A 22896-nucleotide genomic window follows, 5' to 3' on the forward strand; every position below is an offset into this window, starting at 1 on the left:
CCGATTACAGCTCTCACGCAGCCAGCTTCCCAGCCTGCAAAGCGTACCATCGCGACCATCAGCCTCGCGCGCTGCTGCTTTGGGGACGTCACGACCCCTATTACGATATCGCGGAGGTTGACGCATATGCTCGGAATCTCGAGCGGATCGACATGCATGTCTTCGACGGCACTCATCTGCTGCTGGAGACACATCACGAGGAATGCGCACGCATGATGCGCAATTTCATCGCCGATGTGACACGCGAGGAAGAAGTATCCTAGGTCCGCTTCTCATAAATTTCTGAGCGAAGCCGACCGTCGCCTTCTCACCCCGTTTTCGCCGTTTGCTCGTAGCGAATTCTCAGGCACCGGTTGGCTTGCTGGCGAAAACCGCCAATTGATCATCGAAGGCTCGCTTGTAGGCGGGCCGTGCTTGGCCACGGGCCATATAGGTCGACAGGTTTGGATAGTCCTCTAGTATGCCCTTTCCTTCCAGCCTGCGCAGTACCATCACCATCATGAGGTCACCGGCACTGAATCCGTTGTCGAGCCATTCGCCGTCGCCCAGCCGGATCGAAAGATCGTCCAGCCGGTTGCGGACCCGATTGTCCAGGAGCGGCAGGCGCGCCTCGTACCAGGTCTTGTCGCGCTCGAGATAAGATACCTGTTCCCGCTCGACGATCGGCGGTTCCACGGTGTTGAGCGCGGCGAACATCCATGCGATCGCGCGCATCCGGGCATTCGCATCGTCCGGCAGCAGGCCGACATGGTGCTCGGCGATATGCAGGATGATCGCGCCGGACTCGAACAGGGCGAGATCGCCCTCCTCATAAGTCGGGATCTGTCCGAAAGGATGAAGCCTGCGATGCGCGGGCTCCTTCATCGCGGAGAACGATACAAGGCGAACATCGTAGGCCTGGCCCACTTCTTCCAGTGCCCAACGAACCCGCATGTCGCGCGCGAGTCCCCGGCCTTGATCGGGAGAGCTTTCAAAGGCGGTGATGGCGGGGCGCATTCGAGGACTCCGGGTTGGTGGTGATGGGCCCATTTAGCTTGGCCGTCGCAGTTATGACGAACGGTGCCGGAAGAAGCCGACACGGTGCCGAAGAGTTTCCGGCGGCTGCTGGCCGAGAGGCTCGGCCCCGTCAGCAGATTGGCCGGAGCCCAACGGCCTGGAGACGGATTGCGGCAGGCAGCCAGAACGGCCGCCCGCCAGATTGGGCCACACGCGTGTCAATCATTGTCGATTCTGGCTTGCCTGGACGTTTTCGACAATACGTGCGACGCCCGTTTCCAGCGAGGTCGTGCCGCGCCTGTACTCGGCGGTGCCCTCGCGGGCGATGCGCCCGCTGGCAAGGCCGTCATACATGCCCAAGAGCGCCTCGGCGACTTGGGCTGGAACGCCGGCTTCGGCATAGACGTTGGCACGCTCCGGGCCGGGAATGAAGGCCGGCATGACCGGGCGGCCGAGCACCGTGGCGAACGCGTCTGCAACCTCGCGCGCGCTCCAGTCGTCCGGCCCGCCCAGTTCGATCACCCGTTTGCCGATCCACTCCTCGCCCAGAAGCGCTGCCGCCGTGCGGCCGACATCGATAGTGCTGACCATCGGAATCTTGAGGTCGGGATAGATGAAAGTCGGAAGGACGCCTTCGCCCAACGCCGCATCGGCCACCTCGCTCCAGGTCTCGACATAATAGCCGGGACGCAGAAAGGCGATCGCAGGGGCTGCATCGGCAAGCAAGGTCTCCATGCGGTGCAGCGTGGAGATGACGCCCGTTCCCGATGCGTGTTGCGCGCCGACGGAGGAAAGGACGATGGCCTTGCGCAGACCGGCATGCCGTGCGCCCTGAGCAAGCGCCGTGCCGATCATCTCGGTGCTGCGATAGGGATCGCCCGAGATCGGCGGCGGGTTGATGAGGAACGCGCCCGATGCGCCCTCCAGCGCAGCCGCAACGGTGTCTGCGTCTTCCATATCGGCGATGGCAACGTCGGCACCGCGTGCCCGCCACGCCTCGGCATGCTCGGCGCGGCGCAGCACCACACGCACGCGCCTGCCGCCTTCCAGCAAAGCCTTTGCGGTTTCGCCACCGGCGCGTCCATTCGCTCCGAATATGACATCCATGATCCTATCTCCTCTCGTTGTGATGATCGCGGTCGAAAGATAAGCGAGGCCATTCTATGCTTGAAATGCATGTGTTATATATTCAGTATGCGCCAGGTGAATTTACGTGCTGTCGATCTTAATCTTCTCACCGTGCTAGACGCGCTTCTCGAAGAGTGCAGCGTCACGCGCGCTGCCGTTCGTCTCGGCATGAGCCAGCCGGCCGTCAGCCGTGCGCTTGCGCGTTTGCGATCGCTGTTCGACGACGCGCTGCTGGTCGACGGACCGGGCGGCTATCTGTTGAGCGAACGTGCCGAGCAGATCGTACCGGTTCTGCGCCGGGCATTGGCGGGCATCGGCAACATGCTGGACGCTCCGGCCTTCGATCCGGCCACCGCGACAGGACGCCTGCGCCTGTCGACGCCGGACCTTTATGCCGCCGTCATCGGTCCCCCTCTGCTTGCCCATATCGGCCGAGAAGCCCCCGGACTGAATCTCGACATCGTCGCGCCGGGGCCGGCGATTATCGGTGACCTGGAAGAAGGCACGCTCGAAGCGGTGATCGGCGTCATCGACGATGCCCCGGCAGGAATACAGCGTCGCGGACTGTTCGACGACGGATATGTGACGCTTCTGCGGGCGGGACATCCGGCGGCCGATGATGCATTGACGCTGGGGCGTTTCCTCGAACTCGATCATATCGCGATCAGTGTCACCGGCGTTGGATCGACCCCGGTCGACGACGTTCTCGCCATGACCCGGCACAAAAGGCGCGTGAAGGTGACGGTGCCGAACTTCCTCGCGGCGGTCGAGATCGCGGCGCAATCCGACCTCGTGATGACCCTGCCGGAGAGCCTGGCTCGCATGGCTGCCGGGGTGAACCGCTTCGTCATGCGAACGCCGCCGGCCGATCCGGGCCGTTTTACGCTCAGCATGCTCTGGCACGCCCGTCATCAGGCCTCGCCGCGCCATGTCTGGCTGCGCGACGCGATCGTCCATGCTGCCGCTCAGGTGGAGCGAAAAGTCCCAAGTGGCGATTAGCGCAAGTCGGACGCATTGCCAGATAGCACTCGTTCTAAGATGCCATTTAAGAGGGCTACAGCGTAAACATAGTTCTCTGTATCGTCCGATCACCGCACCCCCCATCGGGTGAGATAGTAAGCCGCCGATTCTACGCTACAGCCGATATATCTTGAGCGCAGCGACGACGGCTTGCGACCCCGTTGCGGCCGTACCTGACGACGCAGCTGACCGGAAACAGGCCATTGATCGAGCTACAGTCTAGGCTGCCATGGCCAATGCGGATAAAGTTGGCTGAAAGCGATGTGTCATGCAGGTTAAGGCCGTATGACGCCCCTACAACATCTGCCAACGATTGGCTTGTCACAACGTATCCGGCCAATTTAAGGATTGCTCCTTGTCAACGGACGCTCCCCGTCACGCCATGGTGGCGGTCAAAGTCGACATTGCCGTCATCGGTGCCGGCCAGGCGGGGCTCTCTTCGGCATATCATCTCCGTCGGATCGGTCTCGAACCGGACCTGGATTTTGTGGTTTTCGACCAGGCGGCGGGCCCGGGTGGCGCTTGGCAGTTTCGCTGGCCCTCGCTGACGCTGGCGACCGTCAACCGGGTTCACGATCTTCCCGGTCTCAAGCTGGAGGAAGTCATCGAAGTTGCCCCCTCTGAGCAAGTCCAAGCCTCGGTTGCGGTGCCGCAATATTACCAGGCCTATGAGAAAGCCTTTGACCTGCGCATCCATCGCCCGGTGAAGGTCAAGGTCGTCTGCGACCGGGGAGAGCGGCTGCGTGTCGAGACCGATGCGGGCCTCTTTTCCGTGCGGGGAATCATTAACGCGACCGGAACCTGGACAACGCCCTACATCCCCGACATTCCCGGAAAGAACAGGTTCGCCGGAAGGCAGCTTCACACGAGGGACTACCGAACCGCTGAGGAGTTCAGGGGCAAGCATGTGGTGGTGGTCGGTGCCGGCATTTCTGCCCTCCAACTTCTCGACGAGACTTCCCGAGTCACGACCACGACATGGGTCACCCGCCGCGAGCCTGAGTTCCACAAAGGTCCGTTTACGCCGGAAGTGGGACGCGCAGCCGTTGCCTTGGTTGAAGAGCGTGTCAGGCAGGGCCTTCCTCCGACGTCGGTCGTATCGGTTACAGGTATTCCCATAACGCCGACCATCGAAGAGATGCGCCGGCGCGGCGTCCTGAACAGACGTCCGATGTTCACAAAGATCACGGAGAGCGGTGTGCGATGGGAAGACGGGAGCGAGGTCGCGGCCGACGTCATTCTATGGTGTACGGGGTTCCGCAGCTCGCTCGATCACCTTGCTCCATTGCAGTTTCGGGAAGAAGGCGGCGGTATCATCATGACTGGACGTCTGGCGACGCAGGTTGAAAAGGACCCTCGCATCCACCTGGTCGGTTACGGCCCGTCCTCATCGACGATCGGGGCAAACCGTGCGGGTGCAGCAGCGGCTCGCGAACTGGCCACATTACTGAAGCTGCCTTCGTAGCCCGTCCATTTCCAATGCTGTCGTCGCGCTGTATGGCCGAGATGAGGGCGCGTTGCGGTTGGAGTGCGTCGGCGACCTGAATGGCCGCTTTCCCAACTTCGGCGCCCAGAATCGGTCAGGCAGGAAGCCACCCCGATCTTGCCGCTCGTGGCGATCTAATCGGTCGCGCCTGAGCTGCGCGGTAGGTTTGACCCCATCTCCGCCATTTGCGGAAACGCAGCGGCTCCCTCAAAGCGGACACGCTTCGGCCAAGCTACTTTAGGTCGAGGTGTCAGAAAGCGGACGTTCATCGTTTGCCTGAAGGAGACGAAAGCCAACCGTTACGCTTCGGTTGCGGATGCCTTCGCGCCACCACAGCCGCAGCAGTTCCAGGAGCTGCGGCGAGAGCATTGCGTTGCGGTCCTTTCGGTCCTTGCCCTGCTCGACACGGAGCAGCATGTGGGTAGAGTCGACGTCATCGACCTTGAGGGGCGCGACCTCGGACACACGCAGGCCTGCGCCATAAGCAACGCCGAGCGCGGCCTTGTACTTGAGGCCCGGTGCGGCTTCGAGCAGTCGCGCCGCTTCCGTCGACCACGCTCCGTTCAAAGGCTGTCTATACTAAGCCATCTCAGGCTCCGGCGCCGCTCCCGCGAAGCGGGTTCGTGCTAGGGGCGCGCAAAGCAGCTATTCGAAGCCCCTCAAGCTGCTTCGCGAAGTCGTCGGGCGGAATAGTACATCTCGATCATGCGAAGAGAGGTGCGCGTGTTGATGTCTCGACTGTGAACGTCGGCTCTCTACGCAGCTACCAAGGCCCATAACGTTGCGACCATACGCACCGATCCTAGTGCATGTAGTAATGCACAAAACGTGCAACCTTACCGCGTAACCATGTTGCCACGGCAACAACGATCCCGAACGCACGAAAAACCGCCGGATGAGGTCGCGGAGGGCGTCGTGGCGCACATGCACTTGATGAAGCCGCCTGTCCCTCAACAAGGCCCGCACACGTGAAAGGCCGAGCTCCTAAAAGCAAAAAGCCTCGCCAGCCGAAGCCAGCGTCAACTCTGATCGGGGAGACGCCACCTGTCGGTGAGGGCCGACCTGGCGCCTCGTAGATCCGTGAGTGCTATCTGAATACCGCGAGTAACCTCATGGACGTCCTGCTCTCTGAAGCGAAGCACAAGGTCGCGTGCCGTTACCAGCAGAACTTCAATGTCGTCCAGTTTGGCCAGTTCGTCGCGATGGTATCTCGGCATGTTCGACTCCTTAGTCGTCGCGAGGAACCGCGCCGCGTGAGGAAATGTTCCTAAGCTATAACCAGGCATCAGCGGCCGGGCTTCATCCTGCGGAGCAATTCGGCCGGTTCCCTTACGCCGTTCTGGAAGAGGGAGATAAGTACGGCGGCACGATCTCCCACGTCGTGGGGCGTGTCCGTGTCGGATGCAAGTGCTGCAAGCACCTGTTCGAGCATAGCCATATCAGCGTCGTCCAAGACGCCTGTGGCTCTGGAGTGTATAGGCATGTAGGCCCCTGCAGTCATACATGCTTAAGTGCTTTGATTCACGATTTGCACGTGTCAACGCAAAAAAAGAACCCGCTACCTTTCAGCAGCGGGCAATCATTTTCCCAGTTCCTGCAAACATAAAGTCGTCCGCATCATCCACTTGAATGATGAACCAGCGCTTCCAGATGGTTACTGTTTAGCCCACATTCAGAGGCGAGGTGCAGCATGAACGTGACGGTAATACCGGCCAAGCGGCCAGGCAAATGCAGGCAGATTTTTTCGGAGATGTTAGATCGAGATGACATCACGGCGACAGAAGACGGACTCTCCATCTCGATAGTGGCGGACGGGTTGCATTCGGATGGTTCGACCTTTCGATATCAGCTAAACTTCAGCCGCCACGAGGTCACCTTGTTGGGACGAATCTGTTTCTTCGAGAGTGCGATCGAGAATATGGTTCCAGCGACGTCCCGGTGATTTCGAACCTCAAAGGCGGGAAGTAGACCCGCACCGTCCAGTTCAGATGGCGCTCGATTAAATTGGAGAGGTATTCAGGATCGACCGGATACTGCGCCGGTCCGGATGTGGCCACCCTCGGCATCGGAGTGGTGCGTTGGTAGACCTTGCGGCCTACCAGAAGTTCCAGGCCGGTTGTGAAGCTCGGGATCGAATGCCGCTCCCACTCGCTATCCCGGGACCAACGCCGCGTCGTCACGGGGCAGATGCGTCTGCGGAACACCTCGAACCCGACACCGTCCCACCATGCTCGATGGCTGAGACCAACGCGCGCGCCCTGATGGCAGTTCGGTTCCTGGGTGTTTGGCGCCGTCGCGGACATCGCCATGACCGGTATCGATAACTCCATCTCCGCAGGCATCGCCGGCGTTGGAACTGTGTCGGCTGAGTCCCAGCTTGACTACCTCGGCACCGTCCGCGCACGTGCAGGCTATGCCTTCGACCGCGCTCTGATCTATGCTCACGGTGGTTGGGCGTACGGAAAGACCGAGCAGACGCTTTCGCTGACCGACGAGTTCACCGGTGCTACGGACTCGATTTCGTCCAGCACTTCGCGCAGCGGGTGGACCGTGGGCGCGGGCGTTGAATTCGCAGTGACCGAAATGATCTCAGTCGGCACCGAATATGCTTACACAGATCTCGGGGGCAAGGATGTGTTCGCCGACGAACTCGCAGGTGCCGGCGCGTATGTGAGCGAAGATGTGCGCTTCCACACGGTCAAGGCCGCTTTGAACTTCCGCTTCTAATACCTCTGAGCCAAAACTCGGATCTCAAGGCCGGGCGCAATCCCGGTCTTGCACTCCAAGGTTACAAGAGCCACCCCACATAGACCGCGGCGGACCAATCGATTAGCGACGCTTCAGTGATGATGGCTTCGGCCGTCAAGGCGTCCGACCGTGCCGCGATAATTTTTTGTGTGGGATGATGGGAGCGGAGGTCGATGATCGTCGGACCAGAGCCCACACGCCACACGGCGACATTTGAAGAAGGGCCCGCGGCTGACCGGCCCTTCCCTCGGGCGCCCAGGTCTCTTTGCATTGACCGGTTAGCATCCAGACGTCGCCGACCGTTCTCGCGGTTGAAGGATCGAAATGCTCATTCACAACCGACGTACAGAGGGTCTGCGAACTGTTGGATGATGCCGCTATCAGGCCCGCCCCGGTTGACACTGACAGCCGGGAACTGCTGCGACCGGCGTTCTTTGGCCGACTACCCCCGCTCGACATCACGGAACATTTTGCCGAAGCGCCTGTTTGATCGAGGCTGTCGCGGCGTTCCTTTCGTAAGTCCGCAACAGTAAGGTCGGCGTTCCCTCCATGCCATGGCGCCGGCCTTATTGCTGCGCGCGGCGGAACCTCCAACCTCAGTCTGACGTTCAGGCGGCGCTGTCACGGCGAATCCCTGGACTTCGACGCCATCGCCGGTGCCCATTTAGAGCCCTTGGGTACCAGCCTTCTCGTGCAACACCGGCGTAATTGGAACTTTCAGATGGGGTCCACGTTCGCAGGTCTCTGTCGCTGAGGCGCGCGTAGGCAGATCAGCCGCTGCCTCAATCTTCGGATGCCCTGCGAGACGCGACTTTGTTTGCGTGCCACTCCCTATCGATCGATCCTTCTTCCGCCTTGTGAAAATATTGAGAACAGACAAGCCACCCCTTGAGAGGGCGCAGCAACGCCATGCAGCACAGTATCGTCAGCGGCACGGTCGTGATGACATGGACCCACAAGGGCAGTCCGAAACTTGTCTGGAACCAGGCGCCAAAGGCGAGTGCGGGGACAGCTGCGATGGTCATTGCGAAGAATGCCGGTCCATCGGCAGGATCTGCAAACGAGTAGTCCAAGCCGCATACCTCGCACCGAGGCGCGAGCTTTAGAAATCCATCAAATAAATGGCCCTGTTGACACTGGGGGCAGCGCCCCTGAATGCCCGTCAACATCGGGTTGTCGGTCGGCACATGAACTTGGTCCTGCATAGCCGTTCTCCTTCAAAGTGAGAATGGCGACTGCATCGGCACGTTCCAATGTGGCATTTCATCGTGCGACCATTTGGTTGCTGAACTCTTGTCCCCTTGGGCGGGAACATTCGAGGCCGGTGCAGGTAAGGGGTCATAGCAACCGAGGACACAAGCATGGAATCGAAAACCCCGGAAGACGGCAAGCCAGGAACAACCGATCAATCGCCCAGATGGGAAGGGCCGGAAGAGAGCCGACCCCGCGGATACCTACCAGCCACCGATGATCCGGTGACTGATCCAGGCGCTGACGGCGAGACCCTGCAAAACCCCGATCGCAAGAATGTCAGCGACGCGCTGGCGACACGAAACGAAGAGCAGGCGAAATCAGCGCCCCGCGATACAGAGTTTGCCGGGCACCCCGACTTCTCGCAGGATGCTGGGGCCAACAAACCACCGCGCGGCATTGGGAATAGCGAGCCTGTCGATGATGACGAAGAAAAAACCAGACACTCAGAGGGCGTGAACAAGCCTACTGACGGTCAGGAACATCCATCAACCCAACAGGCAAGCGGTGCAGGGCCAGCATTGGCGCGGCATTCCAAAGATGCGTAGACCGAAATGGGCGATGCCTCGATGATCCCCACCGGGCGTCGGTGCCCTCATGATCTTTGTCGCGGCCGGCATCGCTGCGGCATTTGTTCTGTTCCGAAGCCGATCATTGTCTCCACCACCCGCCAAAAACGACGAAGCAGATCAGCGCAAGAAGGAGCCCTATGCCGTCTTCTGTCCGAACGATTTCGCAGCCTTTGGCCATGAGCCGTGAAAGTCGACCGTCAAGGTGCCGGCCGGTCGTGCGAACGCGTGCATATCCAATGCGTGCCATGTGTCGCCTCAGGGTCAAAACTGAGGCTACAGCGTCACAAATGGTCGGCGTCAACTCTTATGTTACGGCGCGCGGCGTCACCTTTGGTGCGTCACGTGCGGGTATACCGTGATGTTTCGATCGAGCGGACTTGAGTGCCAGCCAGCCTGTGTGAAAGACCCTCAGCGAGCGCTGCTTGCGCGCTTCGCGGCATAGAGGGTACTGAAGCGGATTGAAGCGCGGAGTTGGGCAGGCCGCTGATACCATCGATCGTCACAATATCAGGACGAGCTGATTGCCTGAGGATCGGGAGGACGCCTTGCGTGAGCAGGAAGGTTCCGGTGACGGCCGCGTTGATGACCGACATCACCTGCTCGTTGGAATGATCCTGGTCCGAGGCCTCCAGCCACATCGCACCGTTGTTGACCAGGACGTCGATGCACGGCCATCGGCGCGCAAAAGCTCCATGGCCGAGGACACGGATTTCGGTTCCGCCAAATCAATTTGTACGATAGGCACATCCATTCCGTGGATCGTACCCGCCGTTGTGGAATGTCTTGACTCCATTCCTAGGGGTAGCGGCCCCGGTTTACCCCTGAGCTGTGCCTCGCCTGAAACCGATCCCGTATGTGATGTAGGACAGCCCCTGCATCATGAGGTCGACGGCGAGGAAAATGCCAAGCACCCACAAGCTGTTGATCGGCCAGCGCAGCATAATGACCAGGCCTACTACAAGCGTCACCACGCCGCCGGCGACGATCCAGCCCCAGCCGCTCGACCCGCGCTGCGTTAAGCCAGCAAATATACGCACCGCGCCCGCAGCGATGAGACTCACTGCTATCATGAGTGTGAGAATTGCCGTTGCAAACATCGGATTGTAGAAAGTAAGGACGCCTGCGGCAGCATAAAGGATGCCTGTCAGCAGCCACAGGGCAAAGCCGCCCCAGGTCCTGACGCCGAAAGCATGCACGATCTCGCCGATGCCACCCACGATCATCATCGCGCCGACCATCAGCACGCTGGCGAAAGTTGCAGTCAGCAGATTCGCCGACGCAAAGAGCCCCGCGCCGAGCACGACCACGCCGAGCACGACAAACCACAGTGATCTCTTACCCGCATGTCCCATACTCTCCGAAGTTTCCGACACCTGTGTCATGTTATCACCGCCGTCCGATCTTTCTTGTTGCTGGTCATTTTCATTCTGCCTGGAAAGCGACCTCGCCGGTTTTGGAGCCGCTACAACTCGACGTCCTCGGCGCCTGGTGTTCACCCGGTTCCTTGCTGCATCGACAGGACGTTGCCCCCGGCGTCGATAATGCAGGTCCTCGTAGAACCCGCGACGTTGAGGTCCACCTGGTAGGTTGTCGCGTCGATCCTGCGGGATGTCACGGGCAGCACATTTCCACCGCCACCACCCGCCGCGGCGGTGGCGCAAAGCAGTTGAATATCCGCGGGCGCAGTGTCCGCTGCCGTTCGCGCCATATGGTCCGGCGCTGGAGTGCTGGTGCTGCACGCGCCCAGCACCGTGGCGAGGGATAGCACGCCTGCACCAACAGCCCATCTCCCGAAGCGGCAACCACGGCGTTTTCGCATGTTCATCTGTTGCCTCTTCTCCATCACAGCTAAAGGCCCCTGTAGAGCGCCGCGCCCTGCATCAGGACGATGACCTTGGCGCCGACCTTGACGCGGGAATGCAGGTCGATGACGTCGTCGTTGACCATGCGGATGCAACCGGAAGAGACGCTCAGCCCCATCGTCCATGGCTCCGGCGTTCCGTGAATGCGGTAGATCGTGTCCTGATCGCCTTCGTAGAGGTAGAGGGCGCGCGCGCCGAGCGGATTGTCCGGCCCGCCGGGCTGGCCGCCGGCCCACTTTCTTGCATTGGGATCGCGGGCCACCATCTCTGCCGGCGGCGTCCATCGCGGCCATTCGGCGGTGCGGCCGACACGGACGATCCCGGCCCAGCCGAACCCCTCCCTGCCGACACCGATGCCGTATCGTATGGCTTGCTGCCCCGGCTGGACGAGGTAGAGGAAGTGCTGGTTCCCGTCGATGATGATCGTGCCCGGATCCTCTGCCGTCCTGAACGTCACGATTTGCCGCCGGAACGGCTCAGGGACTTGCTGGTGCTGACGATAATACTGGTATGCCCTGGTACGATCGTACTCGATCCAACTGCGTGTTTTTGGGTCGTAGACCTGCGTCTGCGCAGCCGCCTGTCCGGGCAGCAGATAGAACCCCAAGGCCAGCGTGAAGGCCAGCGCGCTGCGGGTAGTCCTGTGTCGGCGTTCCCGAGATAACGCGGTCAGATCACCGCTCACGGCTTTGCCCATGCTTCTACCCGCTCCGCGTTCCGCGCCACCCATTCTTCGGCAAATTCCTGCGGGCCTCGCCTCTCTACCTGAAGGGCGTAACTCATCGCGATCGCTTCATCCGGCTCGAAGGTAACCCGTTCCAGAAATGCGGCTATCCTCGGATGCCTTGCGCGCAGCGATGTGGCATAGGCGATATGGTAGTTGGCTGAATCCCAACCCACCGGCGCGCTCGACTTCGACAGCCACGCCGGATCGTCGGACGGCAGCACGATGTTCCATTTGGCGGGATCGTATAGCGGCTCTGTCAGCCTGACGATATCATGCAGCTCGAACACGGCATGTGGCGCATAGCACGCGAAAACCAGCGGCTGGTCAGTTGCCTGCGCGGCATCCACCGCCGCCATGCCTACGTCTTCGGGCATTTCAAGCAGCATGAGGTCCTTTGAATATCCGTAGCTGTTGGCGCGAACCCGTTCGATGCCGGTCGACGACCATGTCTGCGCGCCGATCCACATCTCGCCGCGGCCGTCGCCGTCCGTATCCAGAGCCGCCGTTTTCTGCGGATCGTTGAGATCGGATATATCCTTGATGCCGTATGTGTCGGCAGCAACACGGGTTGCACAGATGCCCTGCCATGCCGGAACGCCCATCGGGCTGATCGCGACCGTTCCGGCATCCGTCACGTAGCGCGTCACGAGATTGTCGAGGTTCGGCAGCCAAACCTCGGGATGAATGTCGACCTTGCCAGAATCCAGCCCCGCGAACGCGATCAGGGTGCCCATCTCAACCGCATCGGCCGCAACCCCGAATTCCTTGTCGATTGCCACTTTCAGTATGTGCGCGGTTGCCCGCCCCGACGACCAGTTGGGCATGGCTATGACAAGATCAGCAGCTTGTGCACCAGTATCAGTGAACGGAGACAGGGACACAGCGAATGCGACTGGACAAAGCAACCGCAAGATATGTCCCATCAGCAAGCTCCCCACGCTACAAGCACTCAATTGAATCAGGAATTTATCTTTCCTCCCCCGAGTTTAGTTGTGCGGCAAGCAAAGTCATTGACCTACAGTCCCGCATATTGGCAGTGCGTCCGAAATTCCTGAGCGTGAACCTCTCTGCGGCATCGTCAGTCCGTCGCTTGACCCTCGTCTGCAACAACTGCTCCGGAACGCTGGCGGGGTAGTATGGTCGAGGGTACCGGGAAAGATCGACGTCTCCACAAGAGGGACAGCTCGCCGAGGGCAAAACCCCGGGCGAGCGCATTGCCGCGACCCGCGGAGCAATGTAGCAGAAGGCGTGCTATTGCACCGGATAGAACGAGGGAGCCATACTGCGCGGCTGTGCCGAGAGCTTTCCAACACCTCAAAAGCGATAGAAGCAAGCGCTCTCGCTCAACCGCCGGTGCATGCGGTCGGCACGGCTCTGCCAACGCCCCACGATAGTCGCCCCTGTACAATAGTCAGCGTCAGACGACCGTTTGAAAAGGTCGTTCCTTCTGCCCCCATGGAGGATAGTTCGACTGCGATCGCGTCGTTGACAGATACCGACGCGCGATCGCCGAGGAGTTGCACTGCCAGACGCGTGCCGTCCTTGCACACGTAATTGCTGACGGGATAGGGGTTGCCCGCGCCGATAGACACGCCAGATGCGGAATGACCGAAACTTGTGAGCATCAGGGTGGTGATTGCCGCGATCGATAGTTTTCTCAGCACGATGATCCTCCAAACTGGCGCATTAGCGTAGATGAAACGCAGAAATACGTCTTCTCCGTAGCGCTCTGATATTTCGACCTTGAACCAACCTCGATAGATTCCGTTGGAACGAAGGAGGCGTATTGCACCGGTCAGAATCAGCGAGGAGATGTGGGAAGAATATTGCGTCCATGCCGAACTTATCAATGTGCCACGCGTCCCGAGACATGGACACCGGTTTATTTTTGCTCGATCGACCTGTGCTTTATCAAACTCGCTGTAGATTATCGGCCGAATAACCGCCCTATGCATTATCCCGACGGTGTCGGGCCAAAGTCCGAAAACGATCACTGGAGACGGGACCGCAATGGTGAATTTCGCAGGCCGGTTCGCTTGGCTGGTCAACTTTCATCGGGCGGCCGGGGTTGCTGTTTCTTTGTCGCTTGCAGGTCTGGCGACCATCGACGAGACCGAGGCCGCAACGTTGACCGCTCGCGGCAACGAACCGGCTTGGCATGTCGAGATCTCAGAGACAGCGATCACGTTTCGTGAGTTGAACGGCGAGAACTTTAAGATCGAGCCGGTGCCACAGGCTACAACGCCATCGCGCGGCATAACCATCTATTCGGCGACGGTCGACGGGCAACCTTTCTCGCTCACGATAGAAGACAAGATATGCGCGGACACCATGACCGGGATGCCCCACCCGAAGGCCGCTGCGATGGTTCTCGGCACCCGGTCGCTGTCGGGCTGCGCCGGCGAGCCGGCGTTTCTCCTTCATGGCGGCTGGAGTATCGAGGAGATCAACGGATCGACGATCGTCACGGAATCCGAGCCGTCGCTGGTCTTCGATCCGGACGGAAACATTAACGGCAACACATCCTGCAACAGGTTCCTCGGAAAGTTCACCCTCACCGGCGAGGGACTGACGATCTCGGAAACAGGCGCCTCTATGATGATGTGTGATCAACCGTTGATGGAGCAGGAACGAAGCTTGCTTGTCGCGTTGCAAGCGGTTCGTCGCTTCGAGGTCGTTGCTGCGGAGCGTGTCCACCTGCTTGGCGACGACAGCCGGACACTTGTGAGCATCCGCCGATTAGTAGCCAGCCCTTGACCGCCAAGCTGCGGTCCCGCTCGTCAACGCAGCATCGCCGCCAAGAGCTTACCCGCCGACAACACCGTCAACCCATGGTCGAATGCCCCCGTTTCGAGGAAGTTGAAAGTCTCCACGACCGCGACCGGGTTATTCATAATGAATGTATGGGTCGCATGCAGCACGATGTGATCATCCGCACCCTCAAGCCTAGTCGATTGAACCGTGACCTTTCCGTCATTGGGGCCGGACAGGATCGAGTTAAATACCGGGTTGACGGAGATGTCGCCGGCGATGATCCCGAGCGGATAGTCTGGCCCCGGCAGCGTTTTCGGCATCGCGTCCGCTTCGGTGCCGAGTTCCAGTCCGGCCGGTCCGTTGATCCACCTGAAAGGCGGCAGATCGCCAAACACATCGACGATCTCGGAACCTCCGTTGGGTGGAGCGAGCATCACCACCCTGCCCATCTGCCCCGGTCTGTCGCGAGCTAACCAGTACCGCAACAGAATTCCACCCATCGAGTGCGTCACGAAATGCACCTTGCGCGGCCCGCAGTCCTCGATCGCGCCGCCCACATAGTCGGCGAGATTCGCGATACTGGCTGTTGTCGAAGGATATGAGACGTTGACGACCTCGAAGCCTCGCCCCGTCAACGTCTTCTCTATGAGCCAGAACGAGCCGCTGCCACGAGCCAGTCCGTGCAGGAGCACGACACATTGACCGCCCCCCGGTTGACTAACCTGTGCCCAGGCGGGCTCCATCAAGAACTGCGTCGCAAACATGACCGCCGCCATGCCGGAGACCGCCCAGCGAAACTTACGCCACATCACGGCTGCGGGAATCGCCTGGCGCATCGAAGCCGGCGACAGCTCCCGCCACCCGCCACGGGAAATGACTTTGCAGCTTCCGCAAAGCCGGGCGTGGAAGGCCATGCGAACTGAAACACGGGTTTCCGTGGCGCCTTCACAGAGTGTTCTTGTGCAGCCGCCCATCCTTCATGATCACTACGAAGTTGTTCTGCGGATCCTCCAGCAAGCCGATATCGTCGAGCGGGTTGCCGCCGACGACAAGAAGGTCGGCAAACGCTCCCGCCTCGATTACGCCCAGCTTGCCCGGATAAGGATTGCGGAGGTTGGAAAGAGCCAGCAACTCGGCATTGCCCGAAGTCGCCATCTGGAGAGCCTCGGCATTGCTATACCAGTTCGCCAGATGCGTGAGCATGACATTCTGGCGTAGCGCCAGTTCCTGTGAGAAAAGCACGTCGGATCCCCAGGCTGTCTTGACCCCGTGCTTGCGGGCAAGGTCGTACAGCCGCGGCGTCCCGACGAATATCTGCTGGGCGCGCTCGACGCCCGGTCCGGTTTGCGAACCGGCATCCTCCATCGTCAGGAAGGGTTGTGTGCTGAGCCATGCGCCCCGTTCCGCCATAAGCACGGCGGTTTCCTCGTCGATGAGATGGGCATGCTCTATGCAGGCTACGCCGGCATGCAAAGCGCGCTGCACGGCGCGCGAGGAATAGGCGTGCACCGCAACGTAGGTGTTCCAATCCTGCGCGACCTCAACGCCTGCCCGCAGATCATCCTCGCTGAACGCCACCATGTCCAAGGGGCTGCGCGGCGACGATACGCCGCCGCCGCCGACAAGCTTTATCTGCGACGCGCCTTGAAGCAGTTGCTCGCGAACCCGCAACTTCAACTCGTCGATTCCGTCCACGATCGCGGACCCGCCCAGCAATTCGCCATCGCTGAGCCTTCCGCCGTCGCGCGGAATGTCGCCCGGCAAACGTAGGTCGGCGTGCCCTCCGGATGTCGTGATCATCGCGCCTGACGGATAGATGCGGGGACCGTCGATTATTCCGGTGTCGATAGCCTGTTTGAACGAGAAAACCGGCCCGCCGAGGTCGCGGATAGTGGTAAAGCCCCTCATCAGCGTCCGTTCAGCCTCGGCTGTGGACATGGCATAGATGATGCCGGGGTCACCGCTCACCAGAACGTTGATCGGGACCGCAGCGAAGATGGTGTGCCAGTGCATGTCGATCAGGCCAGGCATGACGACGCCATTGCCGCATGAGATGACGGTGGCGTCGGCGGGCGCGGGCGCATTGGTCAGGTCAATGTCGGCAATCCTGTTGTCCTCGACCAGGATCTGTGCGCCGTCCTTCAGTCCGCCGGACTTGCCGTCGAAAAGTCGTGCCTCGCGAAACAGGATCTTTGATGGCCGGGGGGTGGTTTGTGCGGACGAAGGTTTGACCAGGGCGCCTGTGATAGCGGCCGCTCCGATACCGGACAGAAAACCACGCCTCGACAGGTTGTCCAGACGGCGAGCAGCCTTCAGAAAATCGGGGTTAGAACAGCCGCAGCCGTTGCCATGAACAAGATGACCGTATTTTGCGCCAAGCCGTAACATGGTTCACCTTTTCCTTTAAATGGGCTGCGGGACGATCCAGAGACTGATCCGGCTTGTCCGGCCGTCGCAACAAGGCGGCCGGTCGCTCACTCAACCAGAACATCACCACCGACCGGATCTGCGCTGTCGAAGAGGATGAATACGATCGGCGTTCCCGGCTCCGCCGTCGCGTCCGTCCGCCTGGCTCCGACCTCGCCGGCACGATCGGCGGTATATTCGGCGACGACTTCCCCGAACGTGTTCGTCTGGACGGCAACCTTCTGGCCTGCGGTGACCTTCTCGTTGAGCTCGACCACGAGTTCGACAAAACCGCCCTGGGTGGCGATGATCGGAAACAAACCGTCGGCGACGAAGACCTCCGTATCCTTTCCGGTTCGGCCTATCGGGCCAGGAATGATGCCATGGTGCTTGAGGACATTCATCGTGCCTTCGACGAACCGGTCGATCATCTCATAGTCGAAGATGCGTGGATTGCCGATCTCAGGCGTCAGGGCGGGGATGCCGGCATCGATGAGCGCGTTGGCGAGCAGGCCGGGATAGGCCGGATTGTCGAAAATCTGGTCGATCGGAAAGAGCTCCGCCATCGCCCGCACTTCGGGCAAATCCATCCGCGCCAGATGGAAGGCCGTCGCGTCCATGCCGGTGGCAGCGGTGTGGAAATCCAATGCATAGTCGAGGTTAGGCCGCAGGAGCCTGTTGAAGACGAGGCCGGCATGCCGCGTCGGCGCGTCTGGAGCGTTCTCATTGCCGGGGAAGGCTCGGTTAATGTCGATGAGATCGATGCCGCGGCCCGAATTGGCCCACCTGCGGCCCATGCTCTCTATCGCCGGACGCGACAGGTCGAAAACCGCGACAACCGTCCCGGACATGGAAGCAGGATCGAGCGCCTTCATGACCATTTGCAGGGTGCGAATGGAACTCATCTCGTCGCCGTGCACGCCGCTGATCAGTCCCAGCCTCTTGCCGGGAGCTGCCCCCTTGGCGACCATGACGGACACATACCAGTGCTGGCCGCCCGGCATCTGCACGCCACGGAAATAGAAGCTGTGCGTCTTTCCCGGCTCCAGATCCGATACGTCCAGCGCGCTGATGACCTGCTTGCCGTCAATGATGTCGCCTGTGTAGACCGTCTCGTTCCCTCCGGCGTCTGCCGAACCTGACGATGTTGTCTGTGCGTTGGCTGATCCGCCGAGGAGCGCGACCGCGGCACCCGCAGTCGATGCCGATGCGATCATGAAGCTCCGGCGATCGAGCCCTGTCTCATTTATTGCCGTCATCACTGGACCCCATCGTCAGCTAGATCTGCCACCACGTCAGAGAGCAAAAAGCAGCAAATCCTCCCGGCAGCAACAGAGAAGCCATGGCGCCCCGGATATTGGGACGGAACGAATAGCAATGGGATTAGTGGCCAATCCCAAAGGTGCGAAGCACCCGATAAACCAGGAGTAATCGAGCTGCTGATTTCTGATGAGAATATCGATGAGAACCACCGTTCAAGCGAGTTTTTCGGTCTGGACCTTGATGGCGATGGTCGTAGGTTCCATGGTCGGTGCCGGTATCTTTTCACTCCCGCAAGCGTTTGGACGAGCTACGGGCCCCTTCGGCGCGATCATCGCGTGGTCAATCGCCGGCGTGGGCATGTTGATGCTCGCCTTCGTTTTCCAATCGTTGTCGCGTCGTCGGCCGGATCTCGACGCCGGCATCTATGCCTATGCCAAAGCTGGCTTCGGCGACTATCCCGGCTTCCTCTCGGCTCTGGGCTATTGGTCTGCAGCCTTGTTGGGCAACGTTTCGTATTTCCTGCTTATCAAGTCTACACTCGGCTTGTTCTTTCCAGTCTTCGGTGACGGCAACACGATACCCGCAGTGGCGACCTCCTCGATCCTGCTCTGGTCCATGCATTTCATTATCCTGCGCGGCATCAGGGAAGCGGCTATCGTCAACACCATCGTCACCGTCGCGAAGATCATCCCAATCCTGCTGTTCATCGTGTTCGTGGCCATCGGATTCGAGGCCGACCTGTTTGCAGAGAGCTTTTGGGGAGGCCAGGAAGCCACCTTTAGCGCCATCGCCAGCCAGGTGCGCGCCACCATGCTGGTGACCGTGTTCGTGTTCGTCGGCATCGAAGGCGCCAGCGTCTATTCGCGCTATGCCCGAAACCGAGCTGATATCGGCATAGCCACCATTGTCGGCTTTATAGGCGTCCTAGGGCTGATGGTGGCGATTACTCTGCTGTCGTATGGCGTTCTCGCCCGCGCCGACCTGGCAGATCTCAGAAACCCGTCGATGGCGGGGGTACTGGAGGCGGTCGTCGGTCCCTGGGGTGCCCTGTTCGTCGCCGCCGGCCTGATCATTTCGGTGGCAGGCGCGTATTTGTCCTGGGTTCTGCTCGCGGCCGAGATTCTCTACTCGGCGTCCAAATCCGAAACCATGCCACGGTTCCTGTCAAAGGAGAACCGCAACGGCGTACCAGCGAATGCCCTCTGGCTCACCAACATCGTCGTCCAGGCCTTTCTGATAGTCACACCGTTCGCGCAATACGCTTTCACGCTCGCGCTGGAGCTGACCAGCTCGATGATCCTTGTGCCGTATCTACTCGTGGCGGCCTACGCGTTCAAGCTGGCATGGTCTGGGGAAACATATGCCGACGATATCCGGAATCGACGTGGAGAATTCATCCGGGCTGGCATCGCTCTGATCTATACCGCCGGTCTGATCTACGCGGCTGGCGCGAAGCATCTGCTTCTTTCGGCCGCCATATATGGACCAGGCACGATCCTCTATTTCATCGCGCGCCGCGAACAGAACAAGACTGTTTTCACCTTCCCGGAGATGGCGCTGTTCGCGATCGCCGCGATCGGCGCAGGTGCCGCGATCTTGGGCATCGTCTACGGCAGCCTCAGCATCTGAGCCGCAATATCCTTCCTACACCCTGGGGAGAATTGCGCGTCGCGTTTTGTTTCTCCCCCGAACGGCCGATAGCCCGAGCCGTGCCCGCGACATTTGAACGGATTGCACAGTCATGGGATTCTGTACCGGTCACTGCATCTCGCAATCAGCGTTATAGTAATCTCCGAGACGATTGCTCAAGACCATAATTTTATTCAGGAAATAGCGTCGAAAGGCGGAGGGAACATGGCATCGAAAACTACCCAGAAACTGTCGCTGTTCGCTCTTACCAGCATGGTCGTGGGCTCGATGGTAGGCGCGGGAATCTTCAACCTTCCCGGCCGGTTCGGCGCCGCCACCGGTCCTTTCGGCGCGATCATCGCGTGGGCCATAGCCGGAACCGGCATGTATATGCTGGCGCGCGTCTTTCAGGCGCTCGCACAGAAGCGGCCCGACATCGACTCCGGCGTCTTCGCCTATGCCAAGGCCGGCTTCGGCAACTACATGGGGTTCCTTTCGGCCTTTGGATACTGGCTCGGGAGCTGTCTGGGCAACGTCTTCTACTGGGTTCTGATCGGATCGACCCTGGGCCGCTTCTTTCCTGGCATTTTCGGGGATGGCAGCAGCGCCATTGCAATCGTCGTGTCGCTGATCGGCATCTGGGCCTTCCACTTCCTGATTCTGCGCGGTGTCGAACAGGCAACGTTCATCAATACGATCGTCACCATCGCCAAGATTGTTCCGATCCTTGTCTTCATCCTTGTGCTGTTCTTCTACTTCAATGCCAGCCAGTTCGGCGAGAATTTCTTCGGTGGTGCTGATATGCCGCCAAAGACGCTGTTCGCGCAGGTGCGTGACACCATGCTGATCACCGTGTTCGTATTCCTCGGCATCGAAGGCGCGAGCGTCTATTCGCGCTTCGCCAAGGAGCGCTCCGACGTCGGCAAAGCGACGATCCTGGGTTTTGTCGGCGTCACCGGCCTGATGGTGGCGGTCACATTGCTACCCTACGCGGCCCTTCCGCAATCGGCGATCGCCGCCGTCCAACAGCCCTCGCTCGCCACGGTGTTGGAAGCCGTTGCCGGGCACTGGGGCGCTGTTTTCATCTCCATCGGTGTGCTCGTCTCGGTGCTGGGCGCCTATCTCGCCTGGTCGCTGATTTGTGCCGAAGTTCTTTTCGCAGCGGCGAAGTCGGAGGACATGCCGAGATTATTCGCGGCGCAGAATGGAAACAAGGTCCCGGCTAACGCCTTGTGGCTGACGAACATCGTCGTGTCGCTGTTTATCATCTCGACCTATTGGTCTCGCGACGCCTTCAACTTCATGCTCGATATGACGAGCGTCACGGCGCTGCTGCCGTATCTGCTTGTCGCCGGCTATGGAATCCTGCTGGCCCGGAGCGGGGTCGGCTACGAGACCACACCGGGGGAACGCGGCCGCGATCAGGTTTTTGCGTGGATAGCGGCCATCTACACGATCTTCATGTTCTTCGCCGCCGGGCTCAAATACGTCCTGCTTGTCGCCGTTCTCTTCGTTCCAGGAACGATCCTCTACGTCTGGGCGCGGCGGGAGCAGAAATTGCAATTGTTTACGATGCCCGAGCTCGTTGTCTTCGCGGTCACTGTTATCGCCGGACTGATCGGTTTTTACGGCCTGGTGACTGGCCTCATCACACCTTAAACGAAAGGCAAAGACGTCATGACACAAGACATCCCGTTCGGCGTTCATTCCGAGGTTGGCCAGTTGCGCAAAGTCATGGTGTGTGCGCCCGGCAGAGCCCACCAGCGACTAACCCCGAGCAATTGTGACGCCCTCTTGTTCGACGACGTGCTGTGGGTCGACAACGCGAGGCGCGACCATTTCGACTTCATGACCAAGATGCGTGATCGCGGCGTCGAGGTGGTTGAAATGCACAACCTGCTGGCTGAAACCGTTGCGCTTCCTGAGGCCAGGAAGTGGATTCTGGACAATCAAATCGTGCCGAACCAGATCGGGCTCGATCTGCTCGACGAGGTCCGCTCCTATCTCGAGGGACTTTCCAACCGCGAACTGGCCGAAACGTTGATCGGGGGTCTCTCGACCTACGAGTTTCCCGAGGCTATTGGGGGCGAACAGTTAGCGCTGATCCGCGACGCGGCGGGCGTCAACGAGTATTTGCTGCCGCCGCTGCCGAACACGCTCTACACTCGAGACACCACCTGCTGGATCTATGGCGGCGTGACGCTCAACTCGCTCTACTGGCCGGCCCGGCACGAAGAGACGATCCTCACCACAGCGATCTACAAATTCCACCCCGACTTCGCCGGCAAGGTCAATGTCTGGTGGGGCGACCCGACTGAGGACTGGGGGCTCGCCACGTTCGAAGGCGGCGACGTCATGCCGATCGGCAAGGGCAACGTGCTTATCGGCATGAGCGAACGGACGTCGCGCCAGGCCATCAGCCAGGTCGCGGCGGCCCTGTTCGAGAAGGGCGCGGCCGAACGCGTAATCGTCGCGGCGATGCCCAAATTGCGCGCCGCGATGCACCTCGACACCGTCTTCACCTTCGCCGATCGCGACTGCGTGCTGCTCTATCCCGATATCGTCAATGGCATTGATGCCTTCTCCTACCGCCCGGACGGCAATGGCGGCGTCGAACTGCATCAGGACAAGGGTACCTTCATCGAGACTGTACGCGATGCGCTTGGCCTCAAGAAGATGCGCGTGGTCGAGACAGGCGGCAACGACTACATGCGCGAGCGAACCCAGTGGGACAGTGGCGCCAATCTCGTCTGCGCCTCGCCAGGCGTTGTCTTCGCCTACGACCGCAACACTTACACCAACACGCTGCTGCGCAAGGAAGGCATTGAAGTCATCACGATCACCGGAGCGGAACTCGGGCGCGGCCGTGGCGGCGGCCACTGCATGACCTGCCCGATCATCCGCGATGCAGTCGACTACTGATCCTGTCCGGCGAGCGCCGCCGCCCGGCTCAATCGTTGTCGCATGACCGCACCCGCACATGCGCGGATCGGAAACCCGATCGGTTCGTCTCGTCTTTCAAACGGCAGGGGGATCCCTGCCTCGTCAGTTGGA

Annotated in this window: 20 protein-coding genes and 3 pseudogenes; 9 read left to right on the forward strand and 14 right to left on the reverse strand. The window is 60.3% G+C overall.

The features are described from left to right. Positions 1-263, forward strand: a pseudogene (locus tag AAFN55_RS23755) (alpha/beta hydrolase); the annotation flags it as partial. Positions 264-342: 79 nt separating this feature from the next. Here AAFN55_RS23755 and AAFN55_RS23760 read toward each other — a convergent pair. Together AAFN55_RS23760 and AAFN55_RS23765 are read right to left on the reverse strand one after the other, a co-directional pair. Then, positions 343-996, reverse strand: coding sequence for a glutathione S-transferase family protein (locus tag AAFN55_RS23760; protein WP_347801490.1), 654 nt, complete (start codon positions 994-996; stop codon positions 343-345). Positions 997-1218: 222 nt separating this feature from the next. Further along, on the reverse strand, positions 1219-2103 hold the full coding sequence (locus AAFN55_RS23765; protein WP_347801491.1) for an NmrA family NAD(P)-binding protein: 885 nt from the start codon (positions 2101-2103) through the stop codon (positions 1219-1221). 87 nt (positions 2104-2190) lie between these two features. Here AAFN55_RS23765 and AAFN55_RS23770 point away from each other — a divergent pair, with 87 nt between their 5' ends. Together AAFN55_RS23770 and AAFN55_RS23775 are read left to right on the forward strand one after the other, a co-directional pair. Continuing rightward, positions 2191-3123 carry a LysR family transcriptional regulator gene (locus tag AAFN55_RS23770; protein ID WP_347801492.1) on the forward strand — a complete coding sequence of 311 codons (933 nt, stop codon included), beginning with the start codon at positions 2191-2193 and terminating at the stop codon, positions 3121-3123. A 403-nt stretch (positions 3124-3526) separates the two neighbouring features. Then, on the forward strand, positions 3527-4609 hold the full coding sequence (locus tag AAFN55_RS23775; protein WP_347801845.1) for an NAD(P)-binding domain-containing protein: 1083 nt from the start codon (positions 3527-3529) through the stop codon (positions 4607-4609). 339 nt (positions 4610-4948) lie between these two features. On the opposite strand, the pseudogene AAFN55_RS23780 reads toward AAFN55_RS23775, so the two are convergent. Next, positions 4949-5176 (reverse strand): annotated as a pseudogene (locus AAFN55_RS23780) (tyrosine-type recombinase/integrase); the annotation flags it as partial. 739 nt (positions 5177-5915) lie between these two features. Next, on the reverse strand, positions 5916-6068 hold the full coding sequence (locus AAFN55_RS23785) for a hypothetical protein (protein WP_347801493.1): 153 nt from the start codon (positions 6066-6068) through the stop codon (positions 5916-5918). Between the two features lie 869 nt (positions 6069-6937). Here AAFN55_RS23785 and AAFN55_RS23790 point away from each other — a divergent pair. Further along, positions 6938-7357 carry an outer membrane beta-barrel protein gene (locus AAFN55_RS23790; RefSeq protein ID WP_347801494.1) on the forward strand — a complete coding sequence of 140 codons (420 nt, stop codon included), beginning with the start codon at positions 6938-6940 and terminating at the stop codon, positions 7355-7357. Positions 7358-8160: 803 nt separating this feature from the next. Here AAFN55_RS23790 and AAFN55_RS23795 read toward each other — a convergent pair. After that, positions 8161-8583, reverse strand: coding sequence for a DUF983 domain-containing protein (locus AAFN55_RS23795; RefSeq protein WP_347801495.1), 423 nt, complete (start codon positions 8581-8583; stop codon positions 8161-8163). Positions 8584-8739: 156 nt separating this feature from the next. Between AAFN55_RS23795 and AAFN55_RS23800 the strand changes: the two are divergent. After that, positions 8740-8931, forward strand: a pseudogene (locus AAFN55_RS23800) (hypothetical protein); the annotation flags it as partial. A 608-nt stretch (positions 8932-9539) separates the two neighbouring features. On the opposite strand, the gene AAFN55_RS23805 reads toward AAFN55_RS23800, so the two are convergent. The 6 genes from AAFN55_RS23805 to AAFN55_RS23830 form a co-directional block, all read right to left on the reverse strand. Beyond that, positions 9540-9839 (reverse strand): hypothetical protein, encoded by a 300-nt coding sequence (locus AAFN55_RS23805; protein ID WP_347801496.1) that lies wholly within the window; start codon positions 9837-9839, stop codon positions 9540-9542. Positions 9840-10016: 177 nt separating this feature from the next. Beyond that, positions 10017-10583 carry an HdeD family acid-resistance protein gene (locus AAFN55_RS23810; RefSeq protein ID WP_347801497.1) on the reverse strand — a complete coding sequence of 189 codons (567 nt, stop codon included), beginning with the start codon at positions 10581-10583 and terminating at the stop codon, positions 10017-10019. A 110-nt stretch (positions 10584-10693) separates the two neighbouring features. Next, positions 10694-11026, reverse strand: a complete 333-nt coding sequence (locus tag AAFN55_RS23815; protein ID WP_347801498.1) for a hypothetical protein — start codon at positions 11024-11026, stop codon at positions 10694-10696. 23 nt (positions 11027-11049) lie between these two features. Next, a complete protein-coding gene (locus AAFN55_RS23820; protein WP_347801499.1) occupies positions 11050-11760 on the reverse strand; it encodes a L,D-transpeptidase in 711 nt (236 codons plus the stop codon). Then, positions 11745-12713: a glycine betaine ABC transporter substrate-binding protein gene (locus AAFN55_RS23825; RefSeq protein ID WP_347801500.1), complete on the reverse strand. Its 969-nt coding sequence runs from the start codon at positions 12711-12713 to the stop codon at positions 11745-11747. The genes AAFN55_RS23820 and AAFN55_RS23825 overlap by 16 nt, the downstream gene beginning before the upstream one ends. Before the next feature lie 420 nt (positions 12714-13133). After that, the gene (locus AAFN55_RS23830) at positions 13134-13640 is read right to left on the reverse strand and encodes a hypothetical protein (RefSeq protein WP_347801501.1); all 507 of its coding nucleotides are present in this window, start codon (positions 13638-13640) and stop codon (positions 13134-13136) included. A 160-nt stretch (positions 13641-13800) separates the two neighbouring features. Between AAFN55_RS23830 and AAFN55_RS23835 the strand changes: the two genes are divergently transcribed. Continuing rightward, positions 13801-14547 carry an META domain-containing protein gene (locus tag AAFN55_RS23835; protein ID WP_347801502.1) on the forward strand — a complete coding sequence of 249 codons (747 nt, stop codon included), beginning with the start codon at positions 13801-13803 and terminating at the stop codon, positions 14545-14547. A gap of 23 nt (positions 14548-14570) precedes the next feature. Here the strand turns inward: AAFN55_RS23835 and AAFN55_RS23840 are convergent, their stop codons facing one another. From AAFN55_RS23840 to AAFN55_RS23850, 3 genes are all read right to left on the reverse strand, one after another. After that, positions 14571-15458, reverse strand: coding sequence for an alpha/beta fold hydrolase (locus AAFN55_RS23840; RefSeq protein WP_347801503.1), 888 nt, complete (start codon positions 15456-15458; stop codon positions 14571-14573). A gap of 31 nt (positions 15459-15489) precedes the next feature. After that, positions 15490-16932: an amidohydrolase family protein gene (locus tag AAFN55_RS23845; protein WP_347801504.1), complete on the reverse strand. Its 1443-nt coding sequence runs from the start codon at positions 16930-16932 to the stop codon at positions 15490-15492. Between the two features lie 86 nt (positions 16933-17018). Beyond that, entirely contained in the window at positions 17019-18209 is a 1191-nt protein-coding gene (locus AAFN55_RS23850; protein ID WP_347801505.1) for a succinylglutamate desuccinylase/aspartoacylase family protein, read from the reverse strand. 202 nt (positions 18210-18411) lie between these two features. Here AAFN55_RS23850 and AAFN55_RS23855 point away from each other — a divergent pair, with 202 nt between their 5' ends. The 3 genes from AAFN55_RS23855 (at position 18412) to arcA (ending at position 22764) form a co-directional block, all read left to right on the forward strand. Further along, positions 18412-19842, forward strand: a complete 1431-nt coding sequence (locus AAFN55_RS23855; RefSeq protein WP_347801506.1) for a basic amino acid/polyamine antiporter — start codon at positions 18412-18414, stop codon at positions 19840-19842. 225 nt (positions 19843-20067) lie between these two features. Next, complete coding sequence (locus tag AAFN55_RS23860; RefSeq protein WP_347801507.1) at positions 20068-21501, forward strand: basic amino acid/polyamine antiporter; 1434 nt, start codon at positions 20068-20070, stop codon at positions 21499-21501. Between the two features lie 18 nt (positions 21502-21519). After that, entirely contained in the window at positions 21520-22764 is a 1245-nt protein-coding gene (gene arcA / locus AAFN55_RS23865) for an arginine deiminase (protein ID WP_347801508.1), read from the forward strand. Positions 22765-22896 lie beyond the last annotated feature (132 nt).

This window comes from Mesorhizobium sp. CAU 1732, assembly GCF_039888675.1.
Taxonomy (GTDB): domain Bacteria; phylum Pseudomonadota; class Alphaproteobacteria; order Rhizobiales; family Rhizobiaceae; genus Aerobium.